The organism is Roseixanthobacter pseudopolyaromaticivorans (assembly GCF_043195145.2).
Lineage (GTDB): Bacteria > Pseudomonadota > Alphaproteobacteria > Rhizobiales > Xanthobacteraceae > NCEH01.
The window spans coordinates 451,284-477,820 of record NZ_CM195539.1; the positions used below are offsets into that span (position 1 = coordinate 451,284).

Consider the following 26,537-nt stretch of genomic DNA (forward strand, 5'->3'; position numbering starts at 1 on the left):
TCATCCCGCCAGCGTGTATGCGGTCTTCACCGCCGTGTAGAATTCGCGGGCATAGGCGCCCTGTTCGCGCGGGCCGTAGGACGAGCCCTTCCGGCCGCCGAACGGAGCGTGATAATCCACCCCCGCGGTGGCGAGGTTCACCATCACCATTCCGGCCTGGGAGCGGCGGCGGAAGTCGCTCGCATGCTTGAGCGAGGTGGTGCAGATGCCGGAGGAGAGGCCGAATTCCGTGTCGTTGGCGACCGCCAGCGCTTCCTCGTAATTGCGCACGCGGATCACGCTCGCGACCGGCCCGAAGATCTCCTCGCGGTTGATGCGCATGGCATTGTCGGTCTCGGTCATCAGCGCCGGGGCCATGTAATAGCCGGGCGTGCCGCGCTCCAGGCGCTCGCCGCCGATCACCTTGGCGCCTTCCGCCTTGCCGATGCCGACATAGTCCAGGTCCTGCTCGAGCTGGTCCTGGCTCACCACCGGGCCGATATCGGTGCCGGCTTTCAGCGCATCATCCACCGTCAGGGCGGCGAGGCGCTCGGACAAGGCGGCGACGAACCGATCGTGGATCTCGCTCTCGACGATCAGGCGCGAGGAGGCGGTGCAGCGCTGACCGGTGGAATAGAAGGCGCCGTTCACCGCGGCTTCCACCGCCGTCTTCAGGTCCGCATCGTCCAGCACCACGAGCGGGTTCTTGCCGCCCATCTCCAGCTGGAACTTGGCGCCGCGCGCCACGAGGTCGCCGGCGATGCGGCGGCCCACCGGCACCGAGCCGGTGAAGGAGATGGCGCGCACCTTGGGCGAATGCACCAGCGCATTGCCGACCTGCGAGCCGGGCCCCATCACCAGATTGAAGACGCCCTCGGGCAGGCCGGAGCGGGCGATGATTTCCGCCAGCGCCCAGGCCGAGCCGGGCACCAGTTCCGCAGGCTTGAACACCACGCAATTGCCGTAGGCGAGCGCGGGGGCGATCTTCCAGGCGGGAATGGCGATGGGGAAATTCCACGGCGTGATGAGCCCGACCACGCCTTCCGGCTCGCGGGTGATCTCCACTTCCACGCCCGGCCGCACCGAGGCGAGCTTGTCGCCGGTGAGGCGCAGCGCCTCGCCGGAGAAGAATTTGAACACGCGGCCGGCGCGCGTGGCTTCGCCGATCCCCTCGGCCAGCGTCTTGCCTTCCTCGCGCGAGAGCAGGGTGCCGAGCTCTTCCCTGCGGGCGAGGATTTCCGTGCCGATGCGGTCGAGCGCGTCGGCCCGCAGTTCCGGGCTCGCGGCGGCCCAGGCCGGGAAGGCGGTGAAGGCGGCATCGATGGCCGCTTGCGCCTGCGCGGCGTCGGCGAGGGCGTATTCGCCTACGAGGTCGTCGAGATTGGAGGGATTGATGTTGCGGTTGACCCGCGTGCCCTCGACCCAATCGCCGGCAATGAAGTTCTTATGCAGCATGGCAAGGATTCCGGGGGTTCAAATGCCGAGATAGACGGTCTTGATGTGGGGATCGGCCAGCAGGCCGGGGCCGGTGTTCTCGATGGCGATATGGCCGTTCTCGATCACATAAGCGCGGTCGGCGATCTTCAGCGCGTGGAACGCCTTCTGCTCCACCAGCAGCACGGTCGTGCCCATCTTGCAGATGCGGTCGAGCACATCGAACATCTGCTGCACGATGATGGGGGCAAGGCCGAGCGAGGGTTCGTCCAGCATCAGCAGTTTCGGCGCCGCCATCAGGCCGCGCGCGATCGCCACCATCTGCTGTTCGCCGCCCGAGAGCGATCCGGCGAGCTGGCTCAGGCGCTCGCGCACGCGGGGGAAGATGTCCAGCACTTCCTCGAACCGCCGGGCGGCGCCGGCGCGGGCCTTCGGGTGGTAGCAACCCATGAGGACATTGTCCTTCACGGTCATCACCGGGAACAGCTGGCGCGCTTCCGGCACCATGACGAGACCGCGCCCGACAATCTCGGCTGGGTCCAGCTTGTCGATGCGCTGGCCGTCGAAGACGATCTCGCCGCGCCCCGGCTTCACCAGCCCGGAGATCGCCCGCAGCAAAGTGGTCTTGCCCGCGCCGTTGGCGCCGATGATGGTGACCACCTCGCCGCGCCCGACGCGGATCGAGACATCTTCGAGGATGACCGTGCGGCCGTAGCCGGCCGAAATCTCAGAGACCTTGAGCATCGGCATAATCCTCCCCGAGATAGGCTTCGATCACGCGGCGGTCGCGCACCACGTCCTGTGGCGGGCCCTCCGCGATCAGCTTGCCGGAATCGATCACCGCGATGCGGTCCGACAGACTCATGATCGCCTGCATGTTGTGTTCGATGGCGACCACGGTGACACCGTGGTCGCGGATGGTGCGGATGAGCTGCACCATCCGCTGGGTATCGGCTTGGCTCTGGCCCGCCATCACTTCGTCCAGCAGCAGGATGTTGGGCTCGGTGGCGAGCGTGCGCGCCACTTCCAGGCGCTTGAGGCCGCCGATGGGCAAGGTGCCGGCCTCGACATCCTTCACGTCGTCGAGCCCCACCACCTTCGCCACCCGCAGGGCGGCGGCGCGCGCGTCCTCCACCTTGGGATGGCGCAGGAAGGCGCCGATCATGATGTTCTCCAGCACAGTGAGCTTGCCGAACGGCTGGACGATCTGGAACGTGCGGCCGATGCCCATGCGGGCGAAGCCGTCGGCGCTCTTGGGGGTCACGGCCACCCCGTCGGGCCCGATGATCGAGACGGTGCCGGAGTTCGGCCACAGGAAGCCGGAGAGCTGGTTGAAGAAGGTGGTCTTGCCGGCGCCGTTCGGACCGATGATGCCGAGAATCTCGCCGCGCTTGAGGGTGAGCGAGATATTGTCGGTGGCGATCAGGCCGCCGAAGGTCTTCATCAGGTTTTTCGCGATCAGGATCGGCTCGCCGGGCGTGCCGGTGATGGCAGTGAGCGCGGGCGCCTCGCGCACCGGGATCGCGCGGCCGCCGCCGGGCAAAGCGTCGATCCAGCGGCCGACGCGCTTGCCGAACGTGCCCACCAGGCCGCCGGGCAAGGTGAGGGTGATGATCACCAGCACCGTGCCGTAGACGAAGCCGTGCAGGCCGTTCGCCGAGGCGCCGAGCCAGCCGCGCGCCAGTTCCGCCAGCGGCACCACCAGCACCGTGCCGAGCAGCGGCCCCGCCACCGTGCCGAGGCCGCCGATCAGCGAGAACATGGCGATCTCGATGGAGGTGGCCAGCGAGAACATGGTCGCCGGTTCAAGGAACGTCATGTACATGGCGTGGAACGCGCCGACGAGCGCCGTGAGCGCCGCCGAAATGGCGATCGCCTGCAGCTTCACCCCGGTGTTGTTGACGCCCGCCGCCAAGGCCGCCGGATCGCGCTCGCGCACCGCGGTCAGATAGAAGCCGAGGCGCGAATTGCGGATCAAATAGGACACCGCAATGCACAGCAGAAGCAGGCCGAAGGCGATGTAGAGATAATTGATCTTCTCGCGGAAGATCATCCACGTCCAGCCGAGCTTCAGCGGCACGATCAGGCCCGCCGAGCCGCCGGTGACCTCGTGGAAATGGATCGACAGCAGCCGCACCACTTCCAGGAACGCGATGGTGGCGAGCGAGAAGAACGGGCCGCGCAGGCGGAAGCAGGGATAGCCGATGGCCAGCCCGACGATCGCCGCCAGCGCCGCGCCCACCAGCATGCCGAGCCATGGGGTAAGGCCGAAATGGGTGATCAGCAGCGCGGTCGTGTAGCCGCCGATGCCATAGAACACCATGTGGCCGAGCGAGAGCTGGCCGGCATAGCCGCCGACGATGTTCCAGGCCGTGGAGAGCGCGGCGAACACGCAGATGGTGACGAACACATGCACCACGAACGGCGAGCCGGAGACCACCGGAATGATCAGCAGCAAGGCCAGCGCGATCAGCGAACAATAGACGCGCGGGTTGGTCACGGCGGCGAGCAGGCCGGGGCCCTTCTGATGCGCGGCGGGTGCGGAGGTGGCTTTCACGGTCATGGGATCACTCCGTCCCGCGGCCGAGGCCGAACAGGCCGGTCGGCTTGAAGATCAAGATCAGGATGAAGATCACGAAATAGACGACCTCCTTGAGGTCGGGCGCGATGTAATATCCCGAAAGACTATCCACGATGCCGATGATCATGGCGCCGAAGAAGGCGCCGTACATGGAGCGCATGCCGCCGAGCACCACCACCACGAAGGCGGTGAGCACGAAATAGGTGCCGATGGTGGGCGTCACGGGATAGAGCGGCATCACCAGCGCGCTGGCGAGGCCGACGCAAGCGGCGCCGAGGCCGAAGGCGATCACATAGATGCGGTCCACGCGCACGCCCATCAGCAAAGCGGCATTGCGGTTCTGCGCCGTGGCGCGGATGGCGCGGCCGAGCGGGGTGGATTGCATGAACAGATGCAGGCCCGCAACCAGCGCCAGGGCGCACACGAACATCACGATCTGGCCGATCACCAGGGTGAAGCCGCCGATATTGATCGAATGCTGCACCACGGACGGGGGAACCGAATAGAGGTCGGCGCCGAAGATCATCAGCGCGAGGTTCATCAGCGCGGTGGACAGTCCGACGGTGGCGAAAATCTGGATATGCTCTTCCGCCGACAGCAGCGGCTGGATGATGAAGCGCTGCACCAGGGCGCCGAACGCGAACAGAAGCAGCACGATGGGAATGGCCGACACATAAGGATGCAGGCCGAATTTCGCGGCGAGCAGATAGGCGCCGTACATGCCGACCATCAGGAACTCGCCATGGGCGAAGTTCACCACCCGGACGATGCCGAAGATGAGGGTCAGGCCAACGCTGATGATCGCGTACATGCTGCCGAGCAGGATGCCGTTGATCAGGAGCTGAATGAAAACGTCCATCGCGCGGACTCCAGGCGGACGGGGCGGGCGGAAAGCGCCGGGGGCAACGGCACGGCGAACGTCAACGGCCCCTGAGGGGACGGCCGACGACGTCTGGTTGAAAAACGGCCGCCGCTTTGGGGCGGCGGCCGCAAGGTGCAAGCCGGGAGGCTCAGTTGGTGCCGACGCCGACCTTCATCTTGGCGACGGCGGCGTCTTCCGGGAACACGGTGACGAGTTCGCCACCCTGCCACTGCATCAGGAAGGGAAGGGCGCGGGTGTTCTGGCCCTGCTCGGAGAATTTGGCGCCCCAGCCGGTGGCGGTGCTGCCGACGGGCAGGTCCACCTTCAGCACCTGGGCGCGGATGTTGTCGGCGGTGAGATCCTTGGACGCGGCGATGGCGTCGAAGAACACCTTGGCGCCCATGTAGTTCGCAAGGCTATGGCCCGAGCGCGGATCGGTGCCGTACTTGGCCTTGTACTTGGTCACGAACTGCTCGATGCCCGGGGCCGCCTTCGGATTGGTGCGATACTGGGTGAAGTCCACGTCCAGCGCGCCCTCCATGTTCTCCGGGCCGACCGCCGCCACGGTGTCGCGCAGCGAATAGCCGCCGCCGGCGCCGATCACCGCCTTGGGCTTGAAGCCCTGGTCCTTCATCTGGCGGAAGAACAGCACCGTGTCGTTCTGATAGGAGGTCTGCAGCACCACATCCACGCCCGCGCTCTTCAGGCGCAGGATCACCGGGGTGAGGTCAACCGATTTGGCGGAATAAGCGAGCGCCTCGACGACGTTGAGCTTCTTCTCGGCCGCGCGGGACTTCTGATAGCCCGACATGGTCTGACCGTAGAGCGAGTCTTCGTAGATGATGCCGATTTTCAAGTCTTCCGGCTTCTTGCCCAGCGCCGGGGCGATCGCATCCGGGATCGAATCGACCATGCGGACCGAGAAATCCTTCGCGGTCGCATTGGTGCGGAAGACATTCTTGAAGCCGCGCTCGGTGATCGGGTCGGACACCGCGCCCAGCTCGAAATAGGGCACGCCGGCCAGCTCGGCCACCTGGGTCGCGGCGAGCGACAGGGACGAGGAATAGGTGCCGAAAATGGCGGAGACATTGTCCACCGAGGTCAGGCGGCGGGCTTCGCCCACGGCCTGGTTGGGGTCCACCGCATCACCCTTGATGAGGGTGATGGTCTTGCCGTTGATTCCGCCGGCGGCATTGCGCTCCTCGACGGCGATTTCCAGGCCGCGGAAGCTCTCATCGCCGAGCAGCGCAAGTCCGCCCGAGAACGGGTAGAGCGCGCCGAACTTGATGGTCTGCTGGGCGGCGGCGGGCGTGATGCCGGCAAGCGGCGCCGCGCTCAAAACCATAGCGGCAGCCAGCGCTGCCCGCGCAATCGTCCTCATCATTTCCTCCATAAAGCGCCGTAGACCGACGACATCAGCGGCCGCTCGGGAGCGACCTTCCCTCTAACTTTGCAGATAACCAAGTTGCCTGACAAGTGGGAAATTGCTAACTTCGTATCCGAGTTGCGGCCCGCCATTCTACAAGAGCTGCACGGAGGAAATTGCCCATGCCAGATTTGCCCACCACCATGCGCCAGATCCGTTTTGAAGGATCGGGCGGGCCGGAAGTCATTCGCGTGGAGACCGCGCCCGTTCCCGCGCCCGGCCCCGGCCAGGTGCTGGTGGAAGTGGTGGCGGCGGGCGTCAACCGCCCCGATTGCCTCCAGCGCGCCGGCGGCTATCCGCCGCCTCCCGGCGCGACCGACATCCCCGGCCTGGAGATCGGCGGGCGCGTGGTCGCGCTCGGTGAAGGCGTCACGTCCCCGAAGATCGGCGATGAAGTCTGCGCCCTGGTGATCAGCGGCGGCTATGCTGAATACTGCGTGGCGGAGGCGCCGCTGTGCCTGCCGGTGCCCAAGCCGCTTTCCCTGCTGGAAGCCGCCGGCCTGCCGGAGAATTACTATACGGTCTACGACAACATCTTCACCCGTGGCCGGCTGGCCAAAGGCGAGACGATCCTGGTCCATGGCGGGTCGAGCGGCATCGGCTCCACCGCGATCCAGCTTGCCAAGCACGCCGGCGCCACCGTGTTCGCCACCGCCGGCTCGCCGGACAAATGCGAATTCTGCCTCTCCCTGGGCGCCGATGCGGCCATCGACTATCGCGCCGCCGATTTCGTCGCCGAGGTGAAGCGCCTCACCGACGGCAAGGGCGTGGATGTGATCCTCGACATGGTCGGCGGCCCCTATATCGCCCGCAATCTCTCCGCGCTCGCGCTGGAGGGCCGGCTGGTGCAGATCGCGTTCCTGCAGCCGAGCCGGGTGGACATCGATTTGATGCCCGTCATGCTGCGGCGCCTCACCATCACCGGCTCCACGCTGCGCGCCCGCTCGGTGCCGCTGAAGGCGGCGATCGCCGATCATCTGCGGCGTGATGTGTGGCCGCTGCTGGACAGCGGCGCGGTGCGGCCGGTGATCCATGCCACCTTCCCGCTGGAGCAGGCGCAGGCCGCCCATGCCCTGATGGAATCGAGCGCCCATTCCGGCAAGATCATGCTGGAGACGGGCAAGTGAGTGCGCAGGCCGGCACCCATTGCGGCCGCGTCGTTCTCATCACCGGCTCGGGGCGCGGCATCGGCCGGGCCATGGCCGATGCCCATGCCGATGCCGGCGCGGCGGTCGCCTATCTCGACCATGATCCCGCCCTTGCCCAGGAAGCCGCCGACAGCGCGACGGCGCGCGGGGTGAAGGCTGTCGCGGTTTCCGCCGATGTGGCGGATTACGACGCGGTCGCCGCCGCCGTCGCGATCGCGACGGCCGCGCTCGGCCCCATCGACGTGCTGGTGAACAATGCCGGCATCTCACCCAAGAGCGGCGCCGACAAGCGCCGCGTGGACGCCTTCGCCATGGACCCGGCGGAATGGCGGCGGGTCATCGACGTGAACCTCACCGGCGCGTTCAACTGCACGCGCGTGGTGCTGCCGGGCATGCGGGACTTGGGACGCGGGCGCATCGTCAATGTCTCCTCTGTGGCGGGGCGCACCTATTGCGACATCGTCGCGGTGCATTACGCCGCCTCGAAGGCCGCGCTCATCGGCTTCACCAAGCATCTGGCGGGGGAACTCGGCCCGCTCGGCATCACCGTGAATGCGCTGGCGCCGGGCCGCATCGACACGCCGCTGATGCGCGGCACGGCGCCGGAAGCCAATGAGGCCGCCCGCATGGCGACCCCGCTGCGCCGTCTCGGCTCGCCGCAGGATGTGGCGGACACATGCCTGTTTCTGACCTCCGAGCAGGCGAGCTTTGTGACTGGGCAGGTGGTGGACGTGGCCGGCGGCTGGCTTCTGACCTGACCTGCGCGCAAGAAACGGTTGATTCCATGTTCGATTTTACCGGCAAGACCCTGTTTCTCACCGGCGCCAATGGCGGGATTTCGCGCGCGGTGGCGCAGACTTTTTTCGAATGCGGCGCCAATTGCGTGCTGACCGACCTCGATGCCGAGGGAATGGAGGCCTTCGCCCGGACCCTCGACCCGAGCGGCACGCGGGTGGTCGCGACCCGCCAGGATGCCGCCGATCCCGACGACGCCGACCGTGCGCTCGCGCTGGCCAAAGCGCGGTTCGGGACGTTGGATTTCCTCGTCACCTCCGCCGGGCTCTACCGCGCGCGGCAGGTGGCGGAGATGGACGATGCCTATTGGCGCCAGGGCATCGCGGTCAATCTGGACGGCGTGTTCTATACCTGCCGCCGGGCGATCCCGCTGTTTGCGGAGGGGGCGGCGATCGTCAATCTCGCCTCCATGGCGGGTCATCGTGGCAGTTTCGCCCATGCGGATTATTCCGCTGCCAAGGGCGCCGTGCTCGCCTTCTCGCGCTCGCTCGCCATCGAGCTTGCCCCGCGCGTGCGGGTGAATGCGGTGTCGCCGGGCCTGATCGACACGCCGATGGTGCGCGGGCTGATGGATGCGAAGGGCGCGGCACTGCTGGATCAGACGCCCATGAAGCGCCTCGGCACGGTGGAGGAAATCGCCCGCGTGGTGGCGTTCCTGTGCTCGGACTGGGCAAGTTTCGTCACCGGCGAGACGGTGCATGTGAATGGCGGTCTGTATATCGCGAGTTGAGGCGGAGAGGGCTCCGCCTCAAGGAGATCGGGACGTGAGATCGGGCGCTGTCGCTCAGCGGCGGCCGCAACGTTAATCCCGCTCTATCCCTCGCTGGCGTGATGGACTTAGGCTTGCAGCGGAATCGCCCAGGCGATCGCGTTGCGGCCGGTCCCACGCTCGGGGGCAGGGCGCGATCTGGAGTGTAGAGGATGAGCCGGACCCACGACATTATCGGACGCGGTCCCTCCCTGGCGGATACCCTGGCGCAGCGCTTGCGTGAAGAAATCTCCTCGGGCCGCTTGCGCCCCGGCGAGCGGCTGCCGACCGAGCAGCAGCTGGCCGGCACCTATGGCGTCTCCCGTCCGATCGTGCGCGAGGCCGTGGGGCGGCTGAAGCATGACGGCCTGGTGCTGACGCGCCAGGGCGCCGGCGCCTTCGTGGCCGAGCCGGGCGCGGTGTCCACGTTCCGCATCGATATTTCCGACTTCCACAACGAGGATGAGATCCGCCACATCGTGGAACTGCTGATGGCGGTCGAATCCACCGCCACGGCCCATGCCGCGGTGCGCCGCACGGCGCATGACCTGGAGCAGATCCAGGCCCAGCTCGACGCCATGCAGGCCGCCATCGACCGGGGCGACCCGGGCGTGGACGAGGATGTCGCCTTCCATCGCGCCATCGTCGAGGCGACCGGAAACCCGTTCTTCCGCGATCTCTCGGACTTTCTCGACCGGCGCGTGCGCACCTTCATCCGCGCCGCCCGCTCCAACACCGCCCGCATGCAGGGCCTGACCGAGGCGGTGCAGCGCGAGCACCAGGCGATCTTCGATGCGGTCGCCGCCGGCGATTCGGAGCGCGCCCAGGCCGCCGCCATCACCCATTTGGAGAATGCCGCCGCGCGGCTGACCCTCTATCTGGCGCCGCGCGGCGCCAAGCCGGGGGCGGACTAGGCCCCCGATCCGGACTCGCTGCGCCACGCCAGCAGGGCGCGCAGATGGCTGGTGATGCTTTCATGATCGAACGCATCGCCCCAGACCGGAACATCCGCGAGCGAGGGCGGCACACGGGCAATGCCGAGCGTCGCCGCGAACAGCATGGGCACGTTCGCCGCCCGCAGATGCCCCGCGATCGGCTCCAGGAGCGGCTGATGCAGATGAATATCGACCACCGCGCAATCGGCATGCAGGCCGTCGCGCAGGAAGTCCTGTGCCGCTGCGAAGGTCAGCGGCCCGATCACATCAAATCCGTGGCGCCTGAGAATGCCGGCGATATCGCTGGACAATACGTATTCGTCGCCGATCAGCAGCACCCGATGCCGAAGCCCGTTCAAAACCCGCCCCATATCCTGCGCGATCTGTGTTTCCATGCGCCGGTGTGACAGAAGCGCAGCCGGGGCGAGATAACGCAGGTTAACTTGGCTGGAAGAAATACCGTTTCGCCGGGCGCGGCGGAGCGGTCAGCGCGGCTCTTTCGACAGGCTCAGATAGGTCGGATCGAAATTGGCGAATTCGGAAATCGCATCCCAATCGGGAATGGTCAGGCGATCCTCTTCCCAGGTGATGAGATTTTTCGCCCGCAATTCCTTCATGGTGCGGCTCATGTGCACCTTGGAAATGCTCAGCGCGTCGCCAAGATCGGCCTGGGTGATCGGCAGGAAATAGCTGTCGCCCGAGGTGAGGCCGACCGTGCGCTTGCGGATCAGAAGCTCGCAGAACAGATGCGCCGCCCGCTTGGCGGCCGAGGCATGGGAGATGGCGAGCCATTGCCGGTGCACCGCCGCGTCTACCAGCGTGCTGAGCCAGAATAGGCGCGTGATGTGCGGGTGATGTTCCGTGATGTCCTTGACGATGGAATGGTCGACGCAGGCGAACGCGCAGTCCGTCAACGCGCCGACGCTGTGGTCCATCTTGCGCAGGATGAAGCCGTGCAGGTCCACGAAATCGCCGGCGATGTGCAGGGCGGTGATGCGGCGGCGCCCGTCCTCGGTGAGGTTGTAGCGCGCACAATGGCCGTCCAGCAGAAGCGTACTGACACCCGGCCGGTCCCCCTCCCGCACCGCGTCCGTGCCAGCGGGAACCGAAATGACATGCGTCGTTATGCTTTCAAGGAGCGCGCGTTCCGCGCTGGACACCTGATCGTAATGTTCAAGCCTGCGGACAAGTGGATTGGTCATCGAACGCCCCTCACTTGCGCGTTTTAGCGGTCGGCGGCGGGGGCCACAAGGCGAGGCCCGAGCGCCGGCCGCCGCGCGGCGATCGCAAGCCGTGCGTCATTCTCCACCGTGCAAGGAACTTGCCGCCCCAGCTTCCGTTTCTCTCCCGGACACGCAAGGAGCGAACCATGGACCAGAATACGCTAAAGGGCGCAGCCACCGAGACGGGTGGACGCATCAAGGAAGCTGCCGGAGCCATTGTCGGCGACGGATCGTTGAAGGCGGAAGGGGTTTATGACCAGGTGGCCGGCTCGGCCCAGCGCGCCCTTGGCGATACCGCCGACGTGGTGCGCGCGGGTGGCCGCAAGATCAGCCGGCAGGTGGAACAGCAGCCCTTGCCCGCCTTGCTGATGGCGGGTGCCGTCGGCTTCGTGCTCGGCTATCTCGCCTCTCGCTGACGTTGTCTCGCGTCTCGCTGACGCTTTTGCGCCCGGCCCCATGAGGCCGGGCGTTTTCATTTCGCCGGCTTTATTTGCCGCCAAGCTGGAACGGGCCGGACGAGCGTCGGTTGATGAAACGGGGAATATTCCCCTCAACCATAAGGAAACGTCCCATGGGCAATCCCAACGATCGCAATCCTGACGACCGCAATCAGACTGAGCAGGAGGGCCAGCGCGCCCAGGAAGAGCGCAACCGTCAGCAGGGCGGGCAGAAGCCCGGCTCCGGCCAGCAGAGCCAGACCGGCGGCGGCCAGGGCCAGCACGGCTCCGACCAGCAGCGCCCCGACCAGAAGCGCAATCCCGATCAGCGCTAAGCCGGCATCCCATATGCCGCATCAGGAAGCCCCGCCTCTCCTCCGAGAGGCGGGGTTTTTCTTGGGCGGAACCGCAGCCTTAGTGGCGCGTTTACTATGCGGCCGGCGCGACGCGCGCCGTGAATGGAATGGAAGGAACCAAGATGGGCTCGTTCTCCCGTATCACTGCCGCTCCCTCGTCCCTGCGCCTCGTCATCGGCACTGAGGATCGCGAAGTCGCCTCGCTCGACGAAGCCATGGGCTTCCTGCACGAGAAGGATGCGGACGCGCTGGGCGAATTCCTGCTCGCCGGCCTGGATGCGGACGCGCCCGAATCCCTCATCGCCTTCCGCAACCGCTTGGAAATGATGCGCGCCGCCCTCTGAGGCGCGCTGCGCACCGGTTGCGCGCGGGTCGCGCATCTGCTGTGCAACCAATGGGCATCCGCCGCGTTCCTCTGGCATGGCCAATTGGAATAGAAAGCTCGCCTTGCCCATCTCCGTCGCCGGCAACGAAGGTGCCGAGACGCTCGTGACGTTGCACGATGCTGCGCTCTTCATCATTCGCCGGTTCGAGGGTGTCCGCTCGCAAGCTGTGCGGCGTACCGTCGAAAGCCTGGTTCGAGCCGCCGAGCAGGACAGTGCGGCCTCCTCCGAGGAGGCCTCTCAACAGCTCGACCTGTTGCTGTCATCCCATCTTCGGGACTGAATGCGCCCGCCCGCGAAGAGCAGGCGGCCTGCGATGCCACATCCCTTCAGACCGTCCTGAGCCACCGAACGGACCGAGGCACCGCCGCATCAGGCGCGCCCGTGCTCCCGGTTACGGGGAATAGGGAAGGCTATGTCCGGGTGGATGGGGTGCCCGTGCGGCTTTGTTGTAACGAAGTTGGTGATGGGGGAAAGCTGCGGATGCGCGCGGGGATGCGCTTTTCTCAAATCCGCTAAATCTTTGAAAACAATGGCGCGCCCGAAGAGATTCGAACTCCTGACCCCCAGATTCGTAGTCTGGTGCTCTATCCAGCTGAGCTACGGGCGCATTGTTTTCCCATTGCCGATCCGAAGATCGCCTGGGGCCGAGGCCCCGAGGGCTCGAAGCGGCGACCCGCTTGCGAGGAAGTGTGAGCTACAGCTTTTATTTTACCCTGGCAAGGGCAAAGTGCGCTGCGCCATTTCCCGCCCTGTGGATATTTCCCTGCATCCCGGCCGCGGCGGGGAGGCTGCCTGTCAGCTTCCCCGAACGCGGATTTCGGTCCGAAGACCGGTCGCGCTGGGAGTGGGCGGGTGGGTTTTTGAGGCTTCGGCGGAGCGAGTGAAATGTCGCGCGCCAAATTTCGCCGAATGTGCGGTTTGAAGCACCGAGAAGCTACGGGAAAGCGCCCCTAAACCGGGGTTCGTCGGCAAGCGGCCGGTGTCGGATGGAACAGTCAGCCTGCGCGCAGGCGCTGCCCGCGCGGCCGCGCTTCCTGCGCCCGGTCGGGAATGGTGATCAGGAATGTCGCCCCGCCGGGCTGATCCAGAAGGCGGATTTCGCCGCCATGGGCCCGCACCAGTTCCTCGGCGATGGGCAGGCCAAGCCCGGTCCCGCCGGCCCGGGCGGAGGCCTGGAAGGCCGAGAACAGCCGATCGCGCCGGGCTGGCGGAATGCCGGGGCCGGTATCGGAAATCTCAATCTCGACCATATGATCGCGGCGCCGCGCCGCCACGCGGATCTGGTCCCGTCCCGCCGGCCGCGGCTTGCGCCCTTCCAGGGCCTGGAGCGAATTGCGCGAGAGGTTGAGAATGACCCGGAACAGCTGGTCCGGGTCGGCATCGGCGGTCAATGGGCGATCGAGCGTCACCACCCAATCCACATTGCCTTCAGCGCCGGGATGCAGGCCCAGCATGTCGCGCACCTCGTCGAACAGGGCGCCGAGGTCCACGTCGCGCCGGTCGGGCAGGGGCTCCTGCGCGCGCCCGTAGGATAGCGTCTGCTCGCAATAGGCGATGGCGCGGTCGAGCGCCGCCACCAGCTTGGGCGCGAAGCGCTGCACCGCCGGATCGGGCAGGGACAGCAAGCGGTCCGAGATCAGCTGCGCGGAGGCGAGCAGGTTGCGCAGATCGTGATTGATCTTGGAAACCGCGAGACCGAGCGCCGCCAGCCGGCTCTTCTGCGTGAGGGTGTGGGAGAGTTCGCGCTGCAATTCGGCCAGCGCCTCCTCGGCGATGCCGATCTCGTCGCCCCGCCCGCTGGGCGTGATGATGCGCGAGGCATCCTCGGGCGCCTCCCGATAGGCGCTCATGCGCTCCGTCAGGCGCCGCATGGGGCGCACGAACAGCAGGTGCAGGCTGAAATACACCAGGGCGCCGGCAAGGCCCGACACCAGGAGAGAAATGGTCAGCACCGTGGTCGCGAAACGCCACATGGCGCGCTGGAGAGGCGCTTCCGAGAGCACGATTTCCAGGAACTCCTCGCCACGCGGCGCCTCGGCGACCACGCGCAAGGTCCGCTCCCGGGTGGCGAAAAGCGTGCCGAAGGCATCCCACACGGCGTGCCAGGGCGTGATTTCACGCATGTCGAGGTGTTGGTCGACGGTTGGCGGCATATCGGACATGGCGAGCAGGCGCCGGGTGTCCTGTGCTTTCACCACAACGAGCTGGGCTCCGACGTTGGCGAGAAGCTGTCGGGTGAGGTCCGGGGGAATGGTCTCCTCCGGCGCGGCATCCAGCACCAGCGCCGCGATGCGGGCCGCGGCCACGCGGTCGGAAAGCCAGGAGATGCGAAAATTGGCCATGGTGGGCACGACGATCGCGAGCTCGGCCGCGGTCACAAACACCAGGGTGAGCAGCAGAAGCTTGCCGGACAAGCCGAAGCGCACCCGCCTTGTGGGTGTGCGCGGTTCGGTATCCTGCGGCGCTGTGCTGTGCGTGAGCATACTCGACTGACGAACGACGCGGCGCGCCTAGGCGACGCGCCGACGAATGTTATCTCTGTTCACGCAAATGTGCCCTTCGGAAGGCGATTGGAAGAGCAAGCCACGGTTTTGCCGCGTTATTCGCCCTCGCCAAAGCGATCGGCCACCAGGTCCTGGAGGGCGGCGAGCACCGCGACCGCTTCCTCTCCATACGCTGTTACCGTTACGCTGGTGCCGGGTGCGGCGGCGAGCATCATCAGCCCCATAATGGAATTGCCGCCCACCGCCTCGCCATTGCGACATACCGTGACCGTGGCGTTGAAGCGCTCCACCGTCTGCACGAACTTGGCCGAGGCGCGGGCGTGAAGGCCGCGCTTGTTGATGATCGGCAGCACGCGCACGAGGGCGCCTGCGGGCGCAGGCGCGCCACAGGCCTCACTCACCTGCTGGGCATTGGAAGCGTCATTTTCCGGCAAGGACACGGCTCGCGATGTTGATGTATTTGCGCCCGGCTTCCTGGGCCATGTCCACCGCCTCGGAGAGGGGCATCTCGCCGCGAACCTTCGCGAGCTTGACCAACATGGGCAGGTTGATCCCCGCGACGACCTCCACATCCGGCGCATTCATCACCGAAATGGCAAGGTTGGAGGGCGTGCCGCCGAACATGTCGGTCAAAATGACGACGCCTTGGCCCGATTGCACCCGATCCACGGCGTCGATGATGTCATGCCGCCGTCGCTCCATGTCGTCATCGGGACCAATGGTAACGGCTGCAATCTGGGCCTGAGGGCCCATGACATGCTCCAGGGCGGAGCAGAATTCCGTGGCCAGGCGGCCGTGGGTGACGAGTACGAGACCGATCATGTTGCCTCCGCCTCCATCATCAAAGCGATGGAGGCCTCCCGCGCTGCGGGGTGGTCATATTCAGAGCGGCTCAAAAATTACGCAAGGGGTGCATCGCACAAAAGCACAGGGCGAATCAGTAAGAGAACGTCTTAAATGCCGCCGCGACCATCAGTGCGGCGTCAGTTTCATGCGAAAATGCAACGCGGGGCAGGTCGAAGCCGAGGAGTTGGGCACTCAAATCCGAAGCAGCGGGCAGGCGCGGGGTATCCGGTTGAGCAAGATCCACGATCAGATGTAGCCGCGCTGCATCAATGTGCAGCAAACGGCGGATGCCGAGGCGGCGCACCTCTATGAGCCCTGCAAGTTCCGGCGGCGGTGCAGCAACCACGCCTTCCGCATCCGCGGTGAGCAACACCCGGTCGTCGGCGACCAGCTCAGCAGGCGGGAGGGCACGGGGCGGATCGAGGATCAGGCGCAGCGCGAGCGTGGATTTTCCACTGCCCGACGGACCACGGATCAGCACGCCCCATTCGCCCACCCGCACGCAGCTGGCATGAATGCTCACGGGCGGCATGGGCTAGCCGTTCGGCAGGCGCACGACGAAGCGGGCACCGGTGACGGTCTCCTCCGCACCGTCCTTCGCCGGTGCGGTGCGGTTTTCCGCCCAGATCTTGCCGCCGTGCGCTTCGACAATCTGGCGGGAGATGGAGAGGCCAAGGCCCGAATTCTGGCCGAACCCATGGTCCGGACGGTCGGTATAGAAGCGCTCGAAGATGCGGGAGAGGGCGTCCGGCCGGATGCCGGGTCCCCGGTCGTCCACCACGATTTCGGCACCATCCTTCAGGCGGCGGCAGGTCACCGTGACAGTGCCGCCGGGTGGCGAGAAGGAGCGGGCGTTGGAGACCAGATTGTCCACCACCTGGCCGAGGCGGGAGGCATGGCCCACGAGGGTGAAGTCGGCCGCGGCGCCGGGCGCGCGCTCGAACTTCAGAGCCACCTTCACCCCATCGTCCTTGCGCACGTCCTGCGCCATGCCCACCACCATCTCCAGCAATTGCTTCAGATCCACCGTCACCGCTTCCTGGCGCTGAAGCTCGGCATCCAGCCGGCTGGCGTCGGAAATGTCGGAGATGAGGCGGTCGAGCCGCTTCACGTCGTGCTGGATCACCTCAAGGAGGCGGTTACGGGAATTCTCGTTGCGCGCCAGCGGCAGCGTCTCCACCGCCGAGCGCAGGGAGGTGAGGGGGTTCTTCAGTTCGTGCGCCACATCGGCGGCGAAGCTCTCGATCGCCTCGATGCGGTTGTAGAGGGCGCTGGTCATATCGCGCAGGGCGCCGGAAAGATGGCCGATCTCGTCCGAGCGCGACGTGAAATCGGGGATCTCCACGCGCGATTTGATGCGGCGGCGCACCCGCTCGGCGGCATCGGCGAGCTTGCGCACGGGATCGGCGATGGTGCCCGCGAGCAGCACGGAGAGCAGCACCATGACAGCGGCGGCCACCAGGAACACGCGCACGATGACGAAGCGCTCCGCCTCCACCGCCTCGTCGATCTCGCCGCCCTGGGTCGAGAGCAGCAATTCGCCGAGAATGGCCCGGAAACGCTGGATCGGCACGGCCACGGAGACCACGACGCGGCCGCGCTCATCCACCCGCACTTCGCTGGATTTCTGCCCGAGCGCGGCGGAGGCGACTTCGGGATAATCCTTGCCGCTCTGCGGCCCCAGCTCCTTATAGAGCGGAAGGTCGCCGCGCCCGATCCAGCTCTGCAAGCCGCGCCAGGTGCGTTCCAGCAGGCCAGGGCGCGGCTGGGTCGGCGGCGGCAGATCGAAGCGCAGAATTTCGCCCTTGGAATAGAGCGAGCGCGTGTCGAGCAGCATCACGCCTTCACGGTCATAAATCCGCGCGCGCGTGCGGGTGGGTCCGACAAGGCGGCGCAGCACCGGGGCCACCCGCTCGGGATTGATGGGGAATTCCAGCGGCGCGAACCCCTCTTCCGAGGGGCCGTAGCTCTCGCCGGCCTGCAACTCCAGGAGCCGCTCCGGATCGATCGTGATGGCATTGGTCTCGACCTGCGCCGAGGCCGCGATGGCCCCGGCAATGATCTCGCCCTGCACCAGCAGACTCTGCACGCGGGCATCGATCAGGCCGGCGCGGAATTCGGAGAGATAGAGGATGCCGGAAACGAGCGCGCACAGGCCCGCCAGATTCAGCAGGACGATGCGCCGCGTGAGGCTGGAGAAGCTCTTGAACGCAACGAAGCGGGGCAGCCGGCCGAGATTGGCGAGCAGGCTGCGCGGTTTCGGCGGCGCACCGTCGGCCGAGAGATCGCCGACGCCGGTATCGTCGCTGCGTTTGCGGCCCCGCGCCTCATAGACGCGCATCTCCTCTTCCGCCGCATCGGCATCGGGAGAGGGGGGCGCGGCCTTGGCGGCGGCGGTCCGCTTCTGGAATATGCTCATGGGCGCGGGGCGCCGGGCGGCGCCCGACCTCAGCTTTCCTTGAACCGATAACCGACGCCGTACAGGGTTTCGATCATCTCGAAATTGTCGTCGGCCGATTTGAACTTCTTGCGCAGGCGCTTGATGTGGCTGTCGATGGTGCGGTCGTCCACATAGACCTGGTCGTCATAGGCCGCGTCCATCAGGGCGTTGCGGCTCTTGACCACGCCCGGGCGCTGGGCGAGCGCCTGGAGGATCAGGAATTCGGTGACAGTCAGAGTGACCGGTTCGCCCTTCCAGGTGCAGGTATGGCGCTCGGGGTCCATGCGCAGCAGGCCGCGCTCCAGTACCTTGGCGCTGTCGGTCTCGCGCGGAACGGTGCCGTCCTTGGCGCCGACGCGGCGCAGAACCGCCTTCACGCGCTCCACCAGCAGGCGCTGGGAGAACGGCTTCTTGATGAAATCGTCCGCGCCCATCTTGAGGCCGAACAATTCGTCGATCTCCTCATCCTTGGAGGTGAGGAAGATCACCGGCATGTCGGTCTTCTGGCGCAGGCGGCGCAGCAGCTCCATGCCGTCCATGCGCGGCATCTTGATATCGAGGATGGCGAGATCGGGCGGCGAGGTCTTGAAGCCGTCGAGCGCGGACGCCCCGTCGGTATAGGTCTCGATCCGATACCCCTCCGCTTCCAGAGCGATGGAGACCGAGGTGAGAATGTTACGATCGTCGTCGACGAGGGCGATAGTGGGCATGACACCTCTTTCAAGGTCTTGTGGGCCGTTGTGCGACCCTCTTGGGGGTGAACCCGTTTCCCGTGGCCGAAATGTGACACCATGTGAGAATCTCCCACCAAAATAGCGGGAAAACTGGGAATTTCCAAATGGATCGCTTCCGCGCCCCGTTATCGGGTCCGGAGCTTCCCGGACTTGACCGCGACGGGTGCGAGCGGAACATGCGCCGCACGGAGGAAACACCCCCATGACAAGCGACATGGATACCGGCGCGCGCGCTGTTCGCATCCTGATGCACGAGGCCGGTTTTGCCGCCCTGGCCACGCTCGAGGAAAGCGGGGCGCCTTATGCTTCGCTGGTCGCGATGGCGCTTGATGACGAGGGTCAGCCGCTGCTGCTGCTTTCGCGCCTTGCTCGACACACCCGCAACTTCCTGCGCGACGATCGGGTCTCGGTGCTTGTGACCGCGCCGGCCACAGCCGATCCCCTCAACGCCGGGCGTGCCAGCCTGCTCGGCCGGATATCCGAAACAGAAGACGCCGATGCGCGTGCCCGCTTCCTGGCCCGGCATGAAACGGCGGGGGGATATGCGGATTTCACCGATTTCGCATTCTATCGGGTGCGTGTGGAGGAAGCGCACCTCGTGCAGGGGTTTGGCCGGATCCTGACCGTACCGGGTTCCGAGGTCACCACCGACTGGACCGGAGCCGAGCCGCTCCGTGGGGTGCAGGCGGGGATCGTCGCCCATATGAACGCCGACCATGCGGACGCCAACGCCTTGTATGCGCTCAAGCTTCTTGGGGCACAGGATGATGGCTGGACCATGCTGGCACTGGATCCCTTCGGATGCGATCTCAAGCGCCGCGACGAGGTGCGGCGGCTGGAATTTCCGGAGCGCGTTACAAATGTTGTTGCAGTGCGGCAAGTTCTTGTTGCACTCGCTGAGCGTGCTCGCAACGCAGCTTAAATTCAATTTAATCGTTTTGATCGCAGAGGAAGTGAGTTCACACGCACGGAACACCGATTTAGTCTGCGCCCTCCTGCGGGAACAACGCCCGCGGCGACAAAACGCCCGGCATCATGCTGCGGAAGAGGGAGACTTCGGTGCTCGAAACTGGATTTCGCAATAGCGCCTGCGGCGCTGATAGCTTCGGCCTGCGCCATCTGACGGGCGTGCACTGGAATCTGAATGCGCCGGCGCTGTACGAGCACGCGTTGGAGCGTCTGGAAGGGCGCCTCGCCGCTGGTGGCGCATTGATGGCCGAGACCGGGGTGCATACCGGCCGCAGTCCGAAGGACAAGTTCGTGGTGCGCGACGCCGCGACCGAGGCCGAGGTGTGGTGGGACAACAACGGTGCCATCACGCCGGAACAATTCGAAACGCTGTACCAGGATTTCCTCACCGCGGCCGAGGGCAAGACCTTGTTCGCGCAGGATCTCTACGGCGGCGCGGACCCCACCTATCGCATCAAAACCCGCGTCTATACCGAATTTGCGTGGCACTCGCTGTTCATCCGCACCATGCTCCGCCGGCCCGAGCACGCGGAACTGGCTGATTTCGTGCCCGAGATGACCATCATCGATTTGCCGAGCTTCAAGGCGGATCCGGCGCGCCACGGCGTGCGCAGCGATACGGTGATCGCGGTGGATTTCACCCGCAAGATCGTCCTGATCGGCAATTCCTCCTACGCCGGCGAAATGAAGAAGTCGGTCTTCACCTTCCTGAATTATCTGCTGCCCGCGAAGGGCGTCATGCCCATGCACTGCTCGGCCAATGCGGGGCCGGCGGGGGATGTGGCGGTGTTCTTCGGCCTGTCCGGAACCGGCAAGACGACGCTTTCGGCAGATCCGGCCCGCACCTTGCTGGGCGACGACGAGCACGGCTGGGGCACGGACGGCGTCTTCAATTTCGAGGGCGGCTGCTACGCCAAGACCATCCGCCTGTCCAAGGAGGCAGAACCGGAGATCTTCGCCGCGTCCGACCGCTTCGGCACGGTGCTGGAGAATGTGATCCTCGATCCCATTACCCGCGTGCCGGATTATGACGACGGGCGGCTGACGGAAAACACCCGCTCCGCCTATCCTCTGGACTTCATCCCCAACGCCAGCCCCACCGGGCGGGCAGGCCAGCCCAAGAACATCATCATGCTGACGGCGGACGCGTTCGGCGTCATGCCTCCCATCGCCAAGCTCACTCCGGCCCAGGCCATGTACCATTTCCTGTCGGGCTATACCGCCAAGGTGGCCGGCACCGAAAAGGGTGTGAAGGATCCGGAAGCGACTTTTTCCACCTGCTTCGGCGCGCCTTTCATGCCGCGTCACCCCTCCGTCTATGGCAATCTGCTGCGCGATCTCATCGCCGAACACGGGGTGGATTGCTGGCTGGTGAACACCGGCTGGACTGGCGGCAAGTTCGGGGTCGGCCGGCGCATGCCCATCAAGGTCACGCGCACCCTGCTTTCGGCGGCGCTGGATGGCTCGCTAAAGGATGTCTCCTTCCGTACCGATCCTTATTTCGGCTTCGCCGTGCCGACCTCGGTGCCGGGCATCGAGCCGCACGTCCTCTATCCCTCCAAGACCTGGGCGGACAAGGGCGAGTTCGACGCCACGGCGCGCAAGCTGGTGGCGATGTTCCAGGACAATTTCGCCAAGTTCGAAAAGCACGTGGATGCGGCGGTACGTGCGGCTCAGCCGGAAGTGCGCCTCGCCGCCGAGTGAGGCGCGCCGCCCCGCGACGAATTGACGGCTCGCCGAAGGGCGGGCCGTTTTTTTCTGCGCTGACGCAGAGAGGGGGAACAAGCTTGGTCCTCGCAATATTATAGCCGTGTCGGGACGGCGGGCCGGGAAAACCCGGCCCGTTCGCCGACCGGGGGCCCGTGGCGACCAAAGCCGCGTGCGAACGCTTTGGGCGGCGAGGGATCATGCAGACGATTGTGGTATCTGGTGTTGCGGTTGCTCCCAGCTTGCGTCGCTCCACGCGCGCCCTTTCAGCGGTTAATTTTTTCCTTGCCGATGTGCGCGACGGTCTCGGGCCGTTTTTGGGCATCTTTCTGGTGGGGCGGGGATGGGCGCCCGATACCATCGGTTATGTGATGACCGTCGGCGGCCTTGCCGGGATGCTGGCGACCACGCCTCTTGGTGCCCTGGCGGACGCCACGCGTCACAAGCGGATGCTGATCGCGGCGTGCGCGCTCGCTGTGATGGTCGCCTCCCTCGCCTTGCTCGCGTCCCCGAGCTTCTGGCTGACCGCGAGTTCGCAGGTCGCCACCGGCATCGCCGCGGCGGCGATCGGCCCGGCGATCGCGAGCCTGACGCTCGGCCTCGTGGGGCAGCGCGGGTATGCGCACCAACTCGGGCGCAACGAAGCGTTCAATCATGCGGGAAATCTCGCGGCCGCAGCGTTGGCGGGCGGCTTCGGCTATTTTTTCGGGGTCACGGCGGTGTTTGTGATTATGGCAGCGATGGCCGGGGCGTCGCTCGTGTCGCTCGCCTTCATTCGCCCCCAGGATATTGATTATCAGTCGGCACGGGGGCTGGAATCGGGGGCTGATGCGCAGGGTCCTGCGCCACTTCGGATCCTGCTCACCTGCGTTCCCTTGCAAGTGGTAGCGGCGACCCTGCTGCTGTTTCATTTCGGCAATGCCGCCATGCTCCCGCTCCTTGGGCAGGCGATCGCGGCGAAGGGCGGTGCGGATCCGAGCGCCTACACGGCGGCGACCGTGGTAATCGCCCAATTGACCATGATCCCCATGGCCTTGCTGGCGTCCCGCCTCGCCGGCACGCGGGGCTATTGGCTGGTGCTGCTGCTCGCCCTCTTGGCCCTGCCGGTGCGGGGATTGATCGCCGGCCTCTGGCAGAGCCCCTATGCGTTGGTGCCGGTGCAGATTCTCGACGGGGTCGGGGCAGGATTGCTCGGCGTCGCGACCCCCGGCCTCGCAGCCCAGATCCTGCGCGGCACGGGGCATGCGAATGTCGGCCTCGGGGTCGTGCTCACCTGCCAGGGACTCGGCGCGGCCCTAAGCCCAGCCCTCGCAGGTTTTCTCGCCGCGCGGTTCGGCTACGGCATCGCATTCCTCGCGCTCGCCGGAGTGGCGATCGTCGCTCTCCTGCTCTGGGTCTTCGCCTCGCCCTATATCCGCGCCGCCATCGGTGCGCAGCCGGCCGAGGATCAGCGGAGCCCGCAGCCCGGGGTGGCTTCGGAGCCGTAGGCGCCCTGATCGAGGAAGCGAAGCGCCGTCGCGCCCGCAGCGGGGCAGCCGGTGGTAAAAGTCACTGCGGCGGGCGCTTGAGGCGCGTAGGCCGCATCCTCCGCGTCCCCCATTTGGGCCTGGTCGGGCGCGGCGGCGCGTCCGAGATCGCCGAAAATCACGGCGCTCGCCGCAATGACGAGAGCACTGAGGACAAAGCCTTCCACTCGCATGATGTCTCTCCTCCAGCGCCGCATGCCCTTCACCTATGCCAAAGGCAACACTATTTGCTGCAGCGCAGCAATAAGGGCTTTGTCATGGCCTTTCGCGGCGCTCTGAACGAAATGCAGACCTGAGACAGGAAATCCCCGAAGCGCGGCCATTGCAGCGCAGCGTTCGGCGCATATGTCTGTCCATTGTCGTGCCACGCTGGAACTGCTAAAAAAGCGCCATGAACCGCTCCGATCCATCCTGCATGTGCCTGTCCAAGGCGGCGTTTTGCGCCGCCGGACCGTTCGCGCGCACCACGATGGAATTTGCTGCGGTACCGGACCATGTGCGTCTGCCGGGCCGTTTCTTCGGTCGGTTCACCACTGCCGCCCTGGCTGCGCTCGGTCGCTGACTTTTCCAAACTGTCATCGTTTCGGCTTGCCGCCTCTGCGCGGACGAGCGCACGACCCTCAGGACATTCTTCATGACCGAGCCAACCAGCGCCCCGCGCACCCTTTACGATAAGATTTTCGACGACCACGTGGTCCATCGGCAGGAGGATGGCACCTGCCTTCTCTATATCGACCGCCATCTGGTGCACGAGGTCACCAGCCCCCAGGCGTTCGAGGGTTTGCGCATGGCGGGCCGCAAGGTGCGCGCGCCGGCCAAGACGCTCGCCGTGGTCGATCACAACGTTCCGACGACGGACCGCAGCCAGGGCATCGACGACCCGGAGAGCAAGCTCCAGGTTGAGACTCTGGCCGAGAACGCGGCTGAGTTTGGCGTGGAATATTTCAACGAGCGCGACGTGCGTCAGGGCATCGTTCACGTGGTGGGTCCTGAGCAGGGCTTCACCTTGCCCGGCACCACCATCGTGTGCGGCGACAGCCACACCTCCACCCACGGCGCGTTCGGCGCGCTGGCCCATGGCATCGGCACGTCCGAGGTGGAGCATGTGCTGGCGACCCAGACGCTGATCCAGAAAAAGGCCAAGAACATGCGGGTGACGGTCGACGGACCGCTGCCCGAAGGCGTTGGCGCGAAGGACGTGGTGCTCGCGATCATCGGCACGATCGGCACCGCCGGCGGCACGGGCTATGTGATCGAATATGCGGGCGACGCCATCCGCTCCCTCTCCATGGAAGGGCGCATGACGGTCTGCAACATGTCCATCGAGGGCGGCGCGCGTGCTGGCCTCGTGGCGCCGGACCAGAAGGCGTTCGACTACATCATGGGCAAGCCCCGCGCCCCCAAGGGCGCCGAATGGGACGCCGCGATGCGTTTCTGGCAGACCCTCTACAGCGACCCCGATGCGCGTTTCGACAGCGAGATTCACATCGACGGCGCCAATCTGCCGCCCATCGTCTCCTGGGGCACGAGCCCGGAAGACGTGATTTCAGTGGAAGGCCTCGTGCCCGACCCCGAGCTGATCGCTGACGAGGTGAAGCGCGACGCCAAGAAGCGCGCGCTCGCCTATATGGGCCTTTCTGCGGGCACGAAGATCACCGACATCAATGTCGACCGGGTGTTCATCGGCTCCTGCACCAACGGACGAATCGAGGATCTGCGGCAGGCCGCGAAGATCGTCGAGGGGCACCGCGTCAACGGTAACGTCAACGCCATGGTGGTTCCCGGGTCCGGACTGGTGAAGCTGCAGGCCGAGGCCGAGGGGCTGGACAAGATCTTCCTCGCCGCTGGCTTCGATTGGCGCGAGCCGGGCTGTTCCATGTGTCTTGCTATGAACGCCGACCGGCTTTCGCCGGAGGAGCGCTGCGCGTCCACCTCGAACCGAAATTTCGAGGGACGCCAGGGCTTCAAGGGCCGCACCCACTTGGTTTCGCCTGCCATGGCGGCGGCCGCTGCCATCGCCGGCCATTTCGTGGACGTGCGCCACTGGCCAAACGGCTAATGAATCAAAAAGGGGGCGGCCCGATACGCCGGACCGGCCCCTTAAGCTTACGCAGCTGAGGTCTGACAGCGCCGGCTGTCAGCTGAAAAATGCCGAGGTCGCGAAGGTCGCCGCGTGGGCTTCCTGCGGGGCCAGATACGCGGCAACGCCTAAAATTGTCACCAGACCCACGGTGACCGCCAATTTGCGCAGCATGGTCACTCTCCTGAATGCTTCTGGTGATTAAACATCCCGGCGGCGTTAATGGTTCCGAAACCATAATCACAGGTTTGAGACCTTAGGCGCGACTTGGAGTAGGGGGCCGGCACCAGCGCCGGCGAGACGGGAGCAGGAAAGCGATGCCCAACGGGTCCACGGCGAGAAACAACGCCATCGCCTGGCGCAGCCGCGAAGCGCCTTCGCTAGAGGCGTTCGAGATCCTCGCGGAGGATGCGTTCGCACGCCTGCCCGAAAGCTTCCGGACCCTGTGCGGCTGTGTGGTTCTGCGGGTCGAGGATTTCCCGGAGGACGATGTTCTCGAGGAATTGGAAGCCGAATCCCCGTTCGACCTGCTCGGCCTGTTTCAGGGCCTGGGGCTGGCGCAAGCCGGGGCCATCGCCGACACCGGGCGCCTGCCGAACATGGTTTTTCTCTACCGTCGGCCCATTTTGGACTATTGGTCGGAGAATGAAGAAACCCTCGGGGAGATCATCGCCCACGTGCTGATCCACGAGATTGGGCACCATTTTGGCCTCTCGGATGCGGACATGGAACGCGTGGAATCGCAGGTCGAGGACTAGATGGGTTCTGGACGGGGCGGGCGGAGCTCGCGTACACAGGCCAGGCTTTTACAAGGACGGTGCGATGCGTGATCTTGTTGCCCAAAATCGCTATACTATAATGATGCGCTCACTGCATTGGCTGACCGTGGCGCTCGTCCTGACGGTGTATGGCCTGACCTATGTGGTAGACCTGTTCGCGCGCGGCACACCCGAGCGCGGCGCGGTGTGGGGCCTGCATATCTCTTTCGGTCTGGTGCTCCTGGTCGTGGTGCTGTGGCGGCTGGTGGTGCGGGCCGTGGGGCCGCTTCCTGCTCCGTCTGCGGCGTTGTCGCGGCTTATGTATATCGCCTCGCACGCCGTTCACATGATCCTCTACGTGCTGCTGATCGCGACGCCCGTGCTCGGCATCACCATGACCTTCCTGCGGGGGCAGAGCATCTCGCTGTTCGGGCTGCTGACGATTGCCTCGCCCTTTACCCCGGATCGGGATTTCGCGCGGCAGGTTCTGTGGGTGCACGAGAATAGCGCGAACCTGCTGATGATCGTGGCCGCGCTTCACGCGCTCGCGGCCCTGTATCACCATTTCGTCCGCAAGGACGATGTCTTGCAACGCATGTTGTTCGGCATGGGCCGGCGCTAAGGCGCGGGCGAACGGGCGCGGCTTTCACGCTGTACGAATAA

At 65.8% G+C, this 26,537-nt stretch carries 29 protein-coding genes and 1 tRNA gene; 15 read left to right on the plus strand and 15 right to left on the minus strand.

The features are described from left to right. From V5F68_RS02055 to V5F68_RS02075, 5 genes are all read right to left on the minus strand, one after another. On the minus strand, window positions 1-1,434 hold the full coding sequence (locus V5F68_RS02055; RefSeq protein WP_394014695.1) for an aldehyde dehydrogenase family protein: 1,434 nt from the start codon (window positions 1,432-1,434) through the stop codon (window positions 1-3). 18 nt (window positions 1,435-1,452) lie between these two features. Beyond that, a complete protein-coding gene (locus tag V5F68_RS02060; protein ID WP_394014694.1) occupies window positions 1,453-2,157 on the minus strand; it encodes an ABC transporter ATP-binding protein in 705 nt (234 codons plus the stop codon). Then, the gene (locus V5F68_RS02065; protein WP_394014693.1) at window positions 2,141-3,976 is read right to left on the minus strand and encodes a branched-chain amino acid ABC transporter ATP-binding protein/permease; all 1,836 of its coding nucleotides are present in this window, start codon (window positions 3,974-3,976) and stop codon (window positions 2,141-2,143) included. Before V5F68_RS02065 ends, V5F68_RS02060 begins: the two co-directional genes overlap by 17 nt. A gap of 4 nt (window positions 3,977-3,980) precedes the next feature. After that, window positions 3,981-4,853, minus strand: coding sequence for a branched-chain amino acid ABC transporter permease (locus V5F68_RS02070; protein WP_394014692.1), 873 nt, complete (start codon window positions 4,851-4,853; stop codon window positions 3,981-3,983). A gap of 151 nt (window positions 4,854-5,004) precedes the next feature. After that, on the minus strand, window positions 5,005-6,237 hold the full coding sequence (locus tag V5F68_RS02075) for an ABC transporter substrate-binding protein (protein WP_394014691.1): 1,233 nt from the start codon (window positions 6,235-6,237) through the stop codon (window positions 5,005-5,007). 167 nt (window positions 6,238-6,404) lie between these two features. On the opposite strand from V5F68_RS02075, the gene V5F68_RS02080 reads away from it, so the two are divergent. From V5F68_RS02080 to V5F68_RS02095, 4 genes are all read left to right on the plus strand, one after another. Then, window positions 6,405-7,409, plus strand: a complete 1,005-nt coding sequence (locus tag V5F68_RS02080; protein ID WP_394014690.1) for an NAD(P)H-quinone oxidoreductase — start codon at window positions 6,405-6,407, stop codon at window positions 7,407-7,409. Beyond that, on the plus strand, window positions 7,406-8,188 hold the full coding sequence (locus V5F68_RS02085) for an SDR family oxidoreductase (RefSeq protein ID WP_394014689.1): 783 nt from the start codon (window positions 7,406-7,408) through the stop codon (window positions 8,186-8,188). The genes V5F68_RS02080 and V5F68_RS02085 overlap by 4 nt, the downstream gene beginning before the upstream one ends. A gap of 26 nt (window positions 8,189-8,214) precedes the next feature. Then, the gene (locus V5F68_RS02090; RefSeq protein ID WP_394014688.1) at window positions 8,215-8,955 is read left to right on the plus strand and encodes an SDR family NAD(P)-dependent oxidoreductase; all 741 of its coding nucleotides are present in this window, start codon (window positions 8,215-8,217) and stop codon (window positions 8,953-8,955) included. 191 nt (window positions 8,956-9,146) lie between these two features. After that, entirely contained in the window at window positions 9,147-9,887 is a 741-nt protein-coding gene (locus V5F68_RS02095) for a FadR/GntR family transcriptional regulator (protein ID WP_394014687.1), read from the plus strand. Here V5F68_RS02095 and V5F68_RS02100 read toward each other — a convergent pair. Both V5F68_RS02100 and V5F68_RS02105 read right to left on the minus strand, forming a co-directional pair. Further along, window positions 9,884-10,267: a response regulator gene (locus V5F68_RS02100; protein WP_394014686.1), complete on the minus strand. Its 384-nt coding sequence runs from the start codon at window positions 10,265-10,267 to the stop codon at window positions 9,884-9,886. The two genes, V5F68_RS02095 and V5F68_RS02100, sit on opposite strands and share 4 nt — an antisense overlap. Before the next feature lie 126 nt (window positions 10,268-10,393). Then, window positions 10,394-11,110, minus strand: a complete 717-nt coding sequence (locus V5F68_RS02105; RefSeq protein WP_394014685.1) for a Crp/Fnr family transcriptional regulator — start codon at window positions 11,108-11,110, stop codon at window positions 10,394-10,396. A gap of 167 nt (window positions 11,111-11,277) precedes the next feature. Between V5F68_RS02105 and V5F68_RS02110 the strand changes: the two genes are divergently transcribed. The 4 genes from V5F68_RS02110 to V5F68_RS02125 all read left to right on the plus strand — a co-directional run bounded on the left by V5F68_RS02110 (window position 11,278) and on the right by V5F68_RS02125 (window position 12,590). Beyond that, complete coding sequence (locus V5F68_RS02110; RefSeq protein ID WP_348846632.1) at window positions 11,278-11,547, plus strand: CsbD family protein; 270 nt, start codon at window positions 11,278-11,280, stop codon at window positions 11,545-11,547. A 155-nt stretch (window positions 11,548-11,702) separates the two neighbouring features. Then, a complete protein-coding gene (locus tag V5F68_RS02115; RefSeq protein ID WP_394014684.1) occupies window positions 11,703-11,903 on the plus strand; it encodes a hypothetical protein in 201 nt (66 codons plus the stop codon). A 128-nt stretch (window positions 11,904-12,031) separates the two neighbouring features. Next, entirely contained in the window at window positions 12,032-12,268 is a 237-nt protein-coding gene (locus tag V5F68_RS02120) for a hypothetical protein (protein ID WP_394014683.1), read from the plus strand. A 103-nt stretch (window positions 12,269-12,371) separates the two neighbouring features. Beyond that, complete coding sequence (locus V5F68_RS02125; RefSeq protein WP_394014682.1) at window positions 12,372-12,590, plus strand: hypothetical protein; 219 nt, start codon at window positions 12,372-12,374, stop codon at window positions 12,588-12,590. Between the two features lie 250 nt (window positions 12,591-12,840). Here the strand turns inward: V5F68_RS02125 and V5F68_RS02130 are convergent. The 7 genes from V5F68_RS02130 to V5F68_RS02160 all read right to left on the minus strand — a co-directional run bounded on the left by V5F68_RS02130 (window position 12,841) and on the right by V5F68_RS02160 (window position 18,810). Beyond that, window positions 12,841-12,917 (minus strand) — tRNA-Arg (locus V5F68_RS02130). 388 nt (window positions 12,918-13,305) lie between these two features. After that, window positions 13,306-14,724 carry a sensor histidine kinase gene (locus V5F68_RS02135; protein WP_394014681.1) on the minus strand — a complete coding sequence of 473 codons (1,419 nt, stop codon included), beginning with the start codon at window positions 14,722-14,724 and terminating at the stop codon, window positions 13,306-13,308. Window positions 14,725-14,909: 185 nt separating this feature from the next. Continuing rightward, window positions 14,910-15,248 (minus strand): HPr family phosphocarrier protein, encoded by a 339-nt coding sequence (locus V5F68_RS02140; protein WP_394014680.1) that lies wholly within the window; start codon window positions 15,246-15,248, stop codon window positions 14,910-14,912. Continuing rightward, a complete protein-coding gene (locus tag V5F68_RS02145) occupies window positions 15,235-15,636 on the minus strand; it encodes a PTS sugar transporter subunit IIA (protein ID WP_348846622.1) in 402 nt (133 codons plus the stop codon). Before V5F68_RS02145 ends, V5F68_RS02140 begins: the two co-directional genes overlap by 14 nt. Before the next feature lie 115 nt (window positions 15,637-15,751). Continuing rightward, entirely contained in the window at window positions 15,752-16,192 is a 441-nt protein-coding gene (locus V5F68_RS02150; RefSeq protein ID WP_394014679.1) for an HPr kinase/phosphorylase, read from the minus strand. Between the two features lie 3 nt (window positions 16,193-16,195). Continuing rightward, a complete protein-coding gene (locus V5F68_RS02155) occupies window positions 16,196-18,001 on the minus strand; it encodes a sensor histidine kinase (protein ID WP_394014808.1) in 1,806 nt (601 codons plus the stop codon). A gap of 107 nt (window positions 18,002-18,108) precedes the next feature. Next, on the minus strand, window positions 18,109-18,810 hold the full coding sequence (locus tag V5F68_RS02160) for a response regulator transcription factor (RefSeq protein WP_348846619.1): 702 nt from the start codon (window positions 18,808-18,810) through the stop codon (window positions 18,109-18,111). Between the two features lie 226 nt (window positions 18,811-19,036). Between V5F68_RS02160 and V5F68_RS02165 the strand changes: the two genes are divergently transcribed. The 3 genes from V5F68_RS02165 to V5F68_RS02175 all read left to right on the plus strand — a co-directional run bounded on the left by V5F68_RS02165 (window position 19,037) and on the right by V5F68_RS02175 (window position 22,997). Beyond that, window positions 19,037-19,756, plus strand: a complete 720-nt coding sequence (locus V5F68_RS02165; protein ID WP_394014678.1) for a HugZ family pyridoxamine 5'-phosphate oxidase — start codon at window positions 19,037-19,039, stop codon at window positions 19,754-19,756. Window positions 19,757-19,869: 113 nt separating this feature from the next. Beyond that, window positions 19,870-21,507: a phosphoenolpyruvate carboxykinase gene (locus tag V5F68_RS02170; RefSeq protein ID WP_394014677.1), complete on the plus strand. Its 1,638-nt coding sequence runs from the start codon at window positions 19,870-19,872 to the stop codon at window positions 21,505-21,507. Window positions 21,508-21,710: 203 nt separating this feature from the next. Beyond that, a complete protein-coding gene (locus tag V5F68_RS02175; protein ID WP_394014676.1) occupies window positions 21,711-22,997 on the plus strand; it encodes an MFS transporter in 1,287 nt (428 codons plus the stop codon). On the opposite strand, the gene V5F68_RS02180 is transcribed toward V5F68_RS02175, so the two are convergent. Then, on the minus strand, window positions 22,958-23,209 hold the full coding sequence (locus V5F68_RS02180; RefSeq protein WP_394014675.1) for a hypothetical protein: 252 nt from the start codon (window positions 23,207-23,209) through the stop codon (window positions 22,958-22,960). The genes V5F68_RS02175 and V5F68_RS02180 overlap by 40 nt on opposite strands. 218 nt (window positions 23,210-23,427) lie before the next feature. Here V5F68_RS02180 and V5F68_RS02185 point away from each other — a divergent pair, with 218 nt between their 5' ends. From V5F68_RS02185 to V5F68_RS02200, 4 genes are all read left to right on the plus strand, one after another. Next, complete coding sequence (locus V5F68_RS02185) at window positions 23,428-23,598, plus strand: hypothetical protein (RefSeq protein ID WP_348846615.1); 171 nt, start codon at window positions 23,428-23,430, stop codon at window positions 23,596-23,598. A gap of 72 nt (window positions 23,599-23,670) precedes the next feature. Continuing rightward, complete coding sequence (gene leuC, locus V5F68_RS02190) at window positions 23,671-25,095, plus strand: 3-isopropylmalate dehydratase large subunit (protein WP_394014674.1); 1,425 nt, start codon at window positions 23,671-23,673, stop codon at window positions 25,093-25,095. 338 nt (window positions 25,096-25,433) lie between these two features. Next, window positions 25,434-25,874 (plus strand): metallopeptidase family protein, encoded by a 441-nt coding sequence (locus V5F68_RS02195; protein WP_394014673.1) that lies wholly within the window; start codon window positions 25,434-25,436, stop codon window positions 25,872-25,874. Between the two features lie 64 nt (window positions 25,875-25,938). Continuing rightward, window positions 25,939-26,496: a cytochrome b gene (locus V5F68_RS02200; protein WP_394014672.1), complete on the plus strand. Its 558-nt coding sequence runs from the start codon at window positions 25,939-25,941 to the stop codon at window positions 26,494-26,496. The last annotated feature ends 41 nt before the right edge of the window (window positions 26,497-26,537 follow it).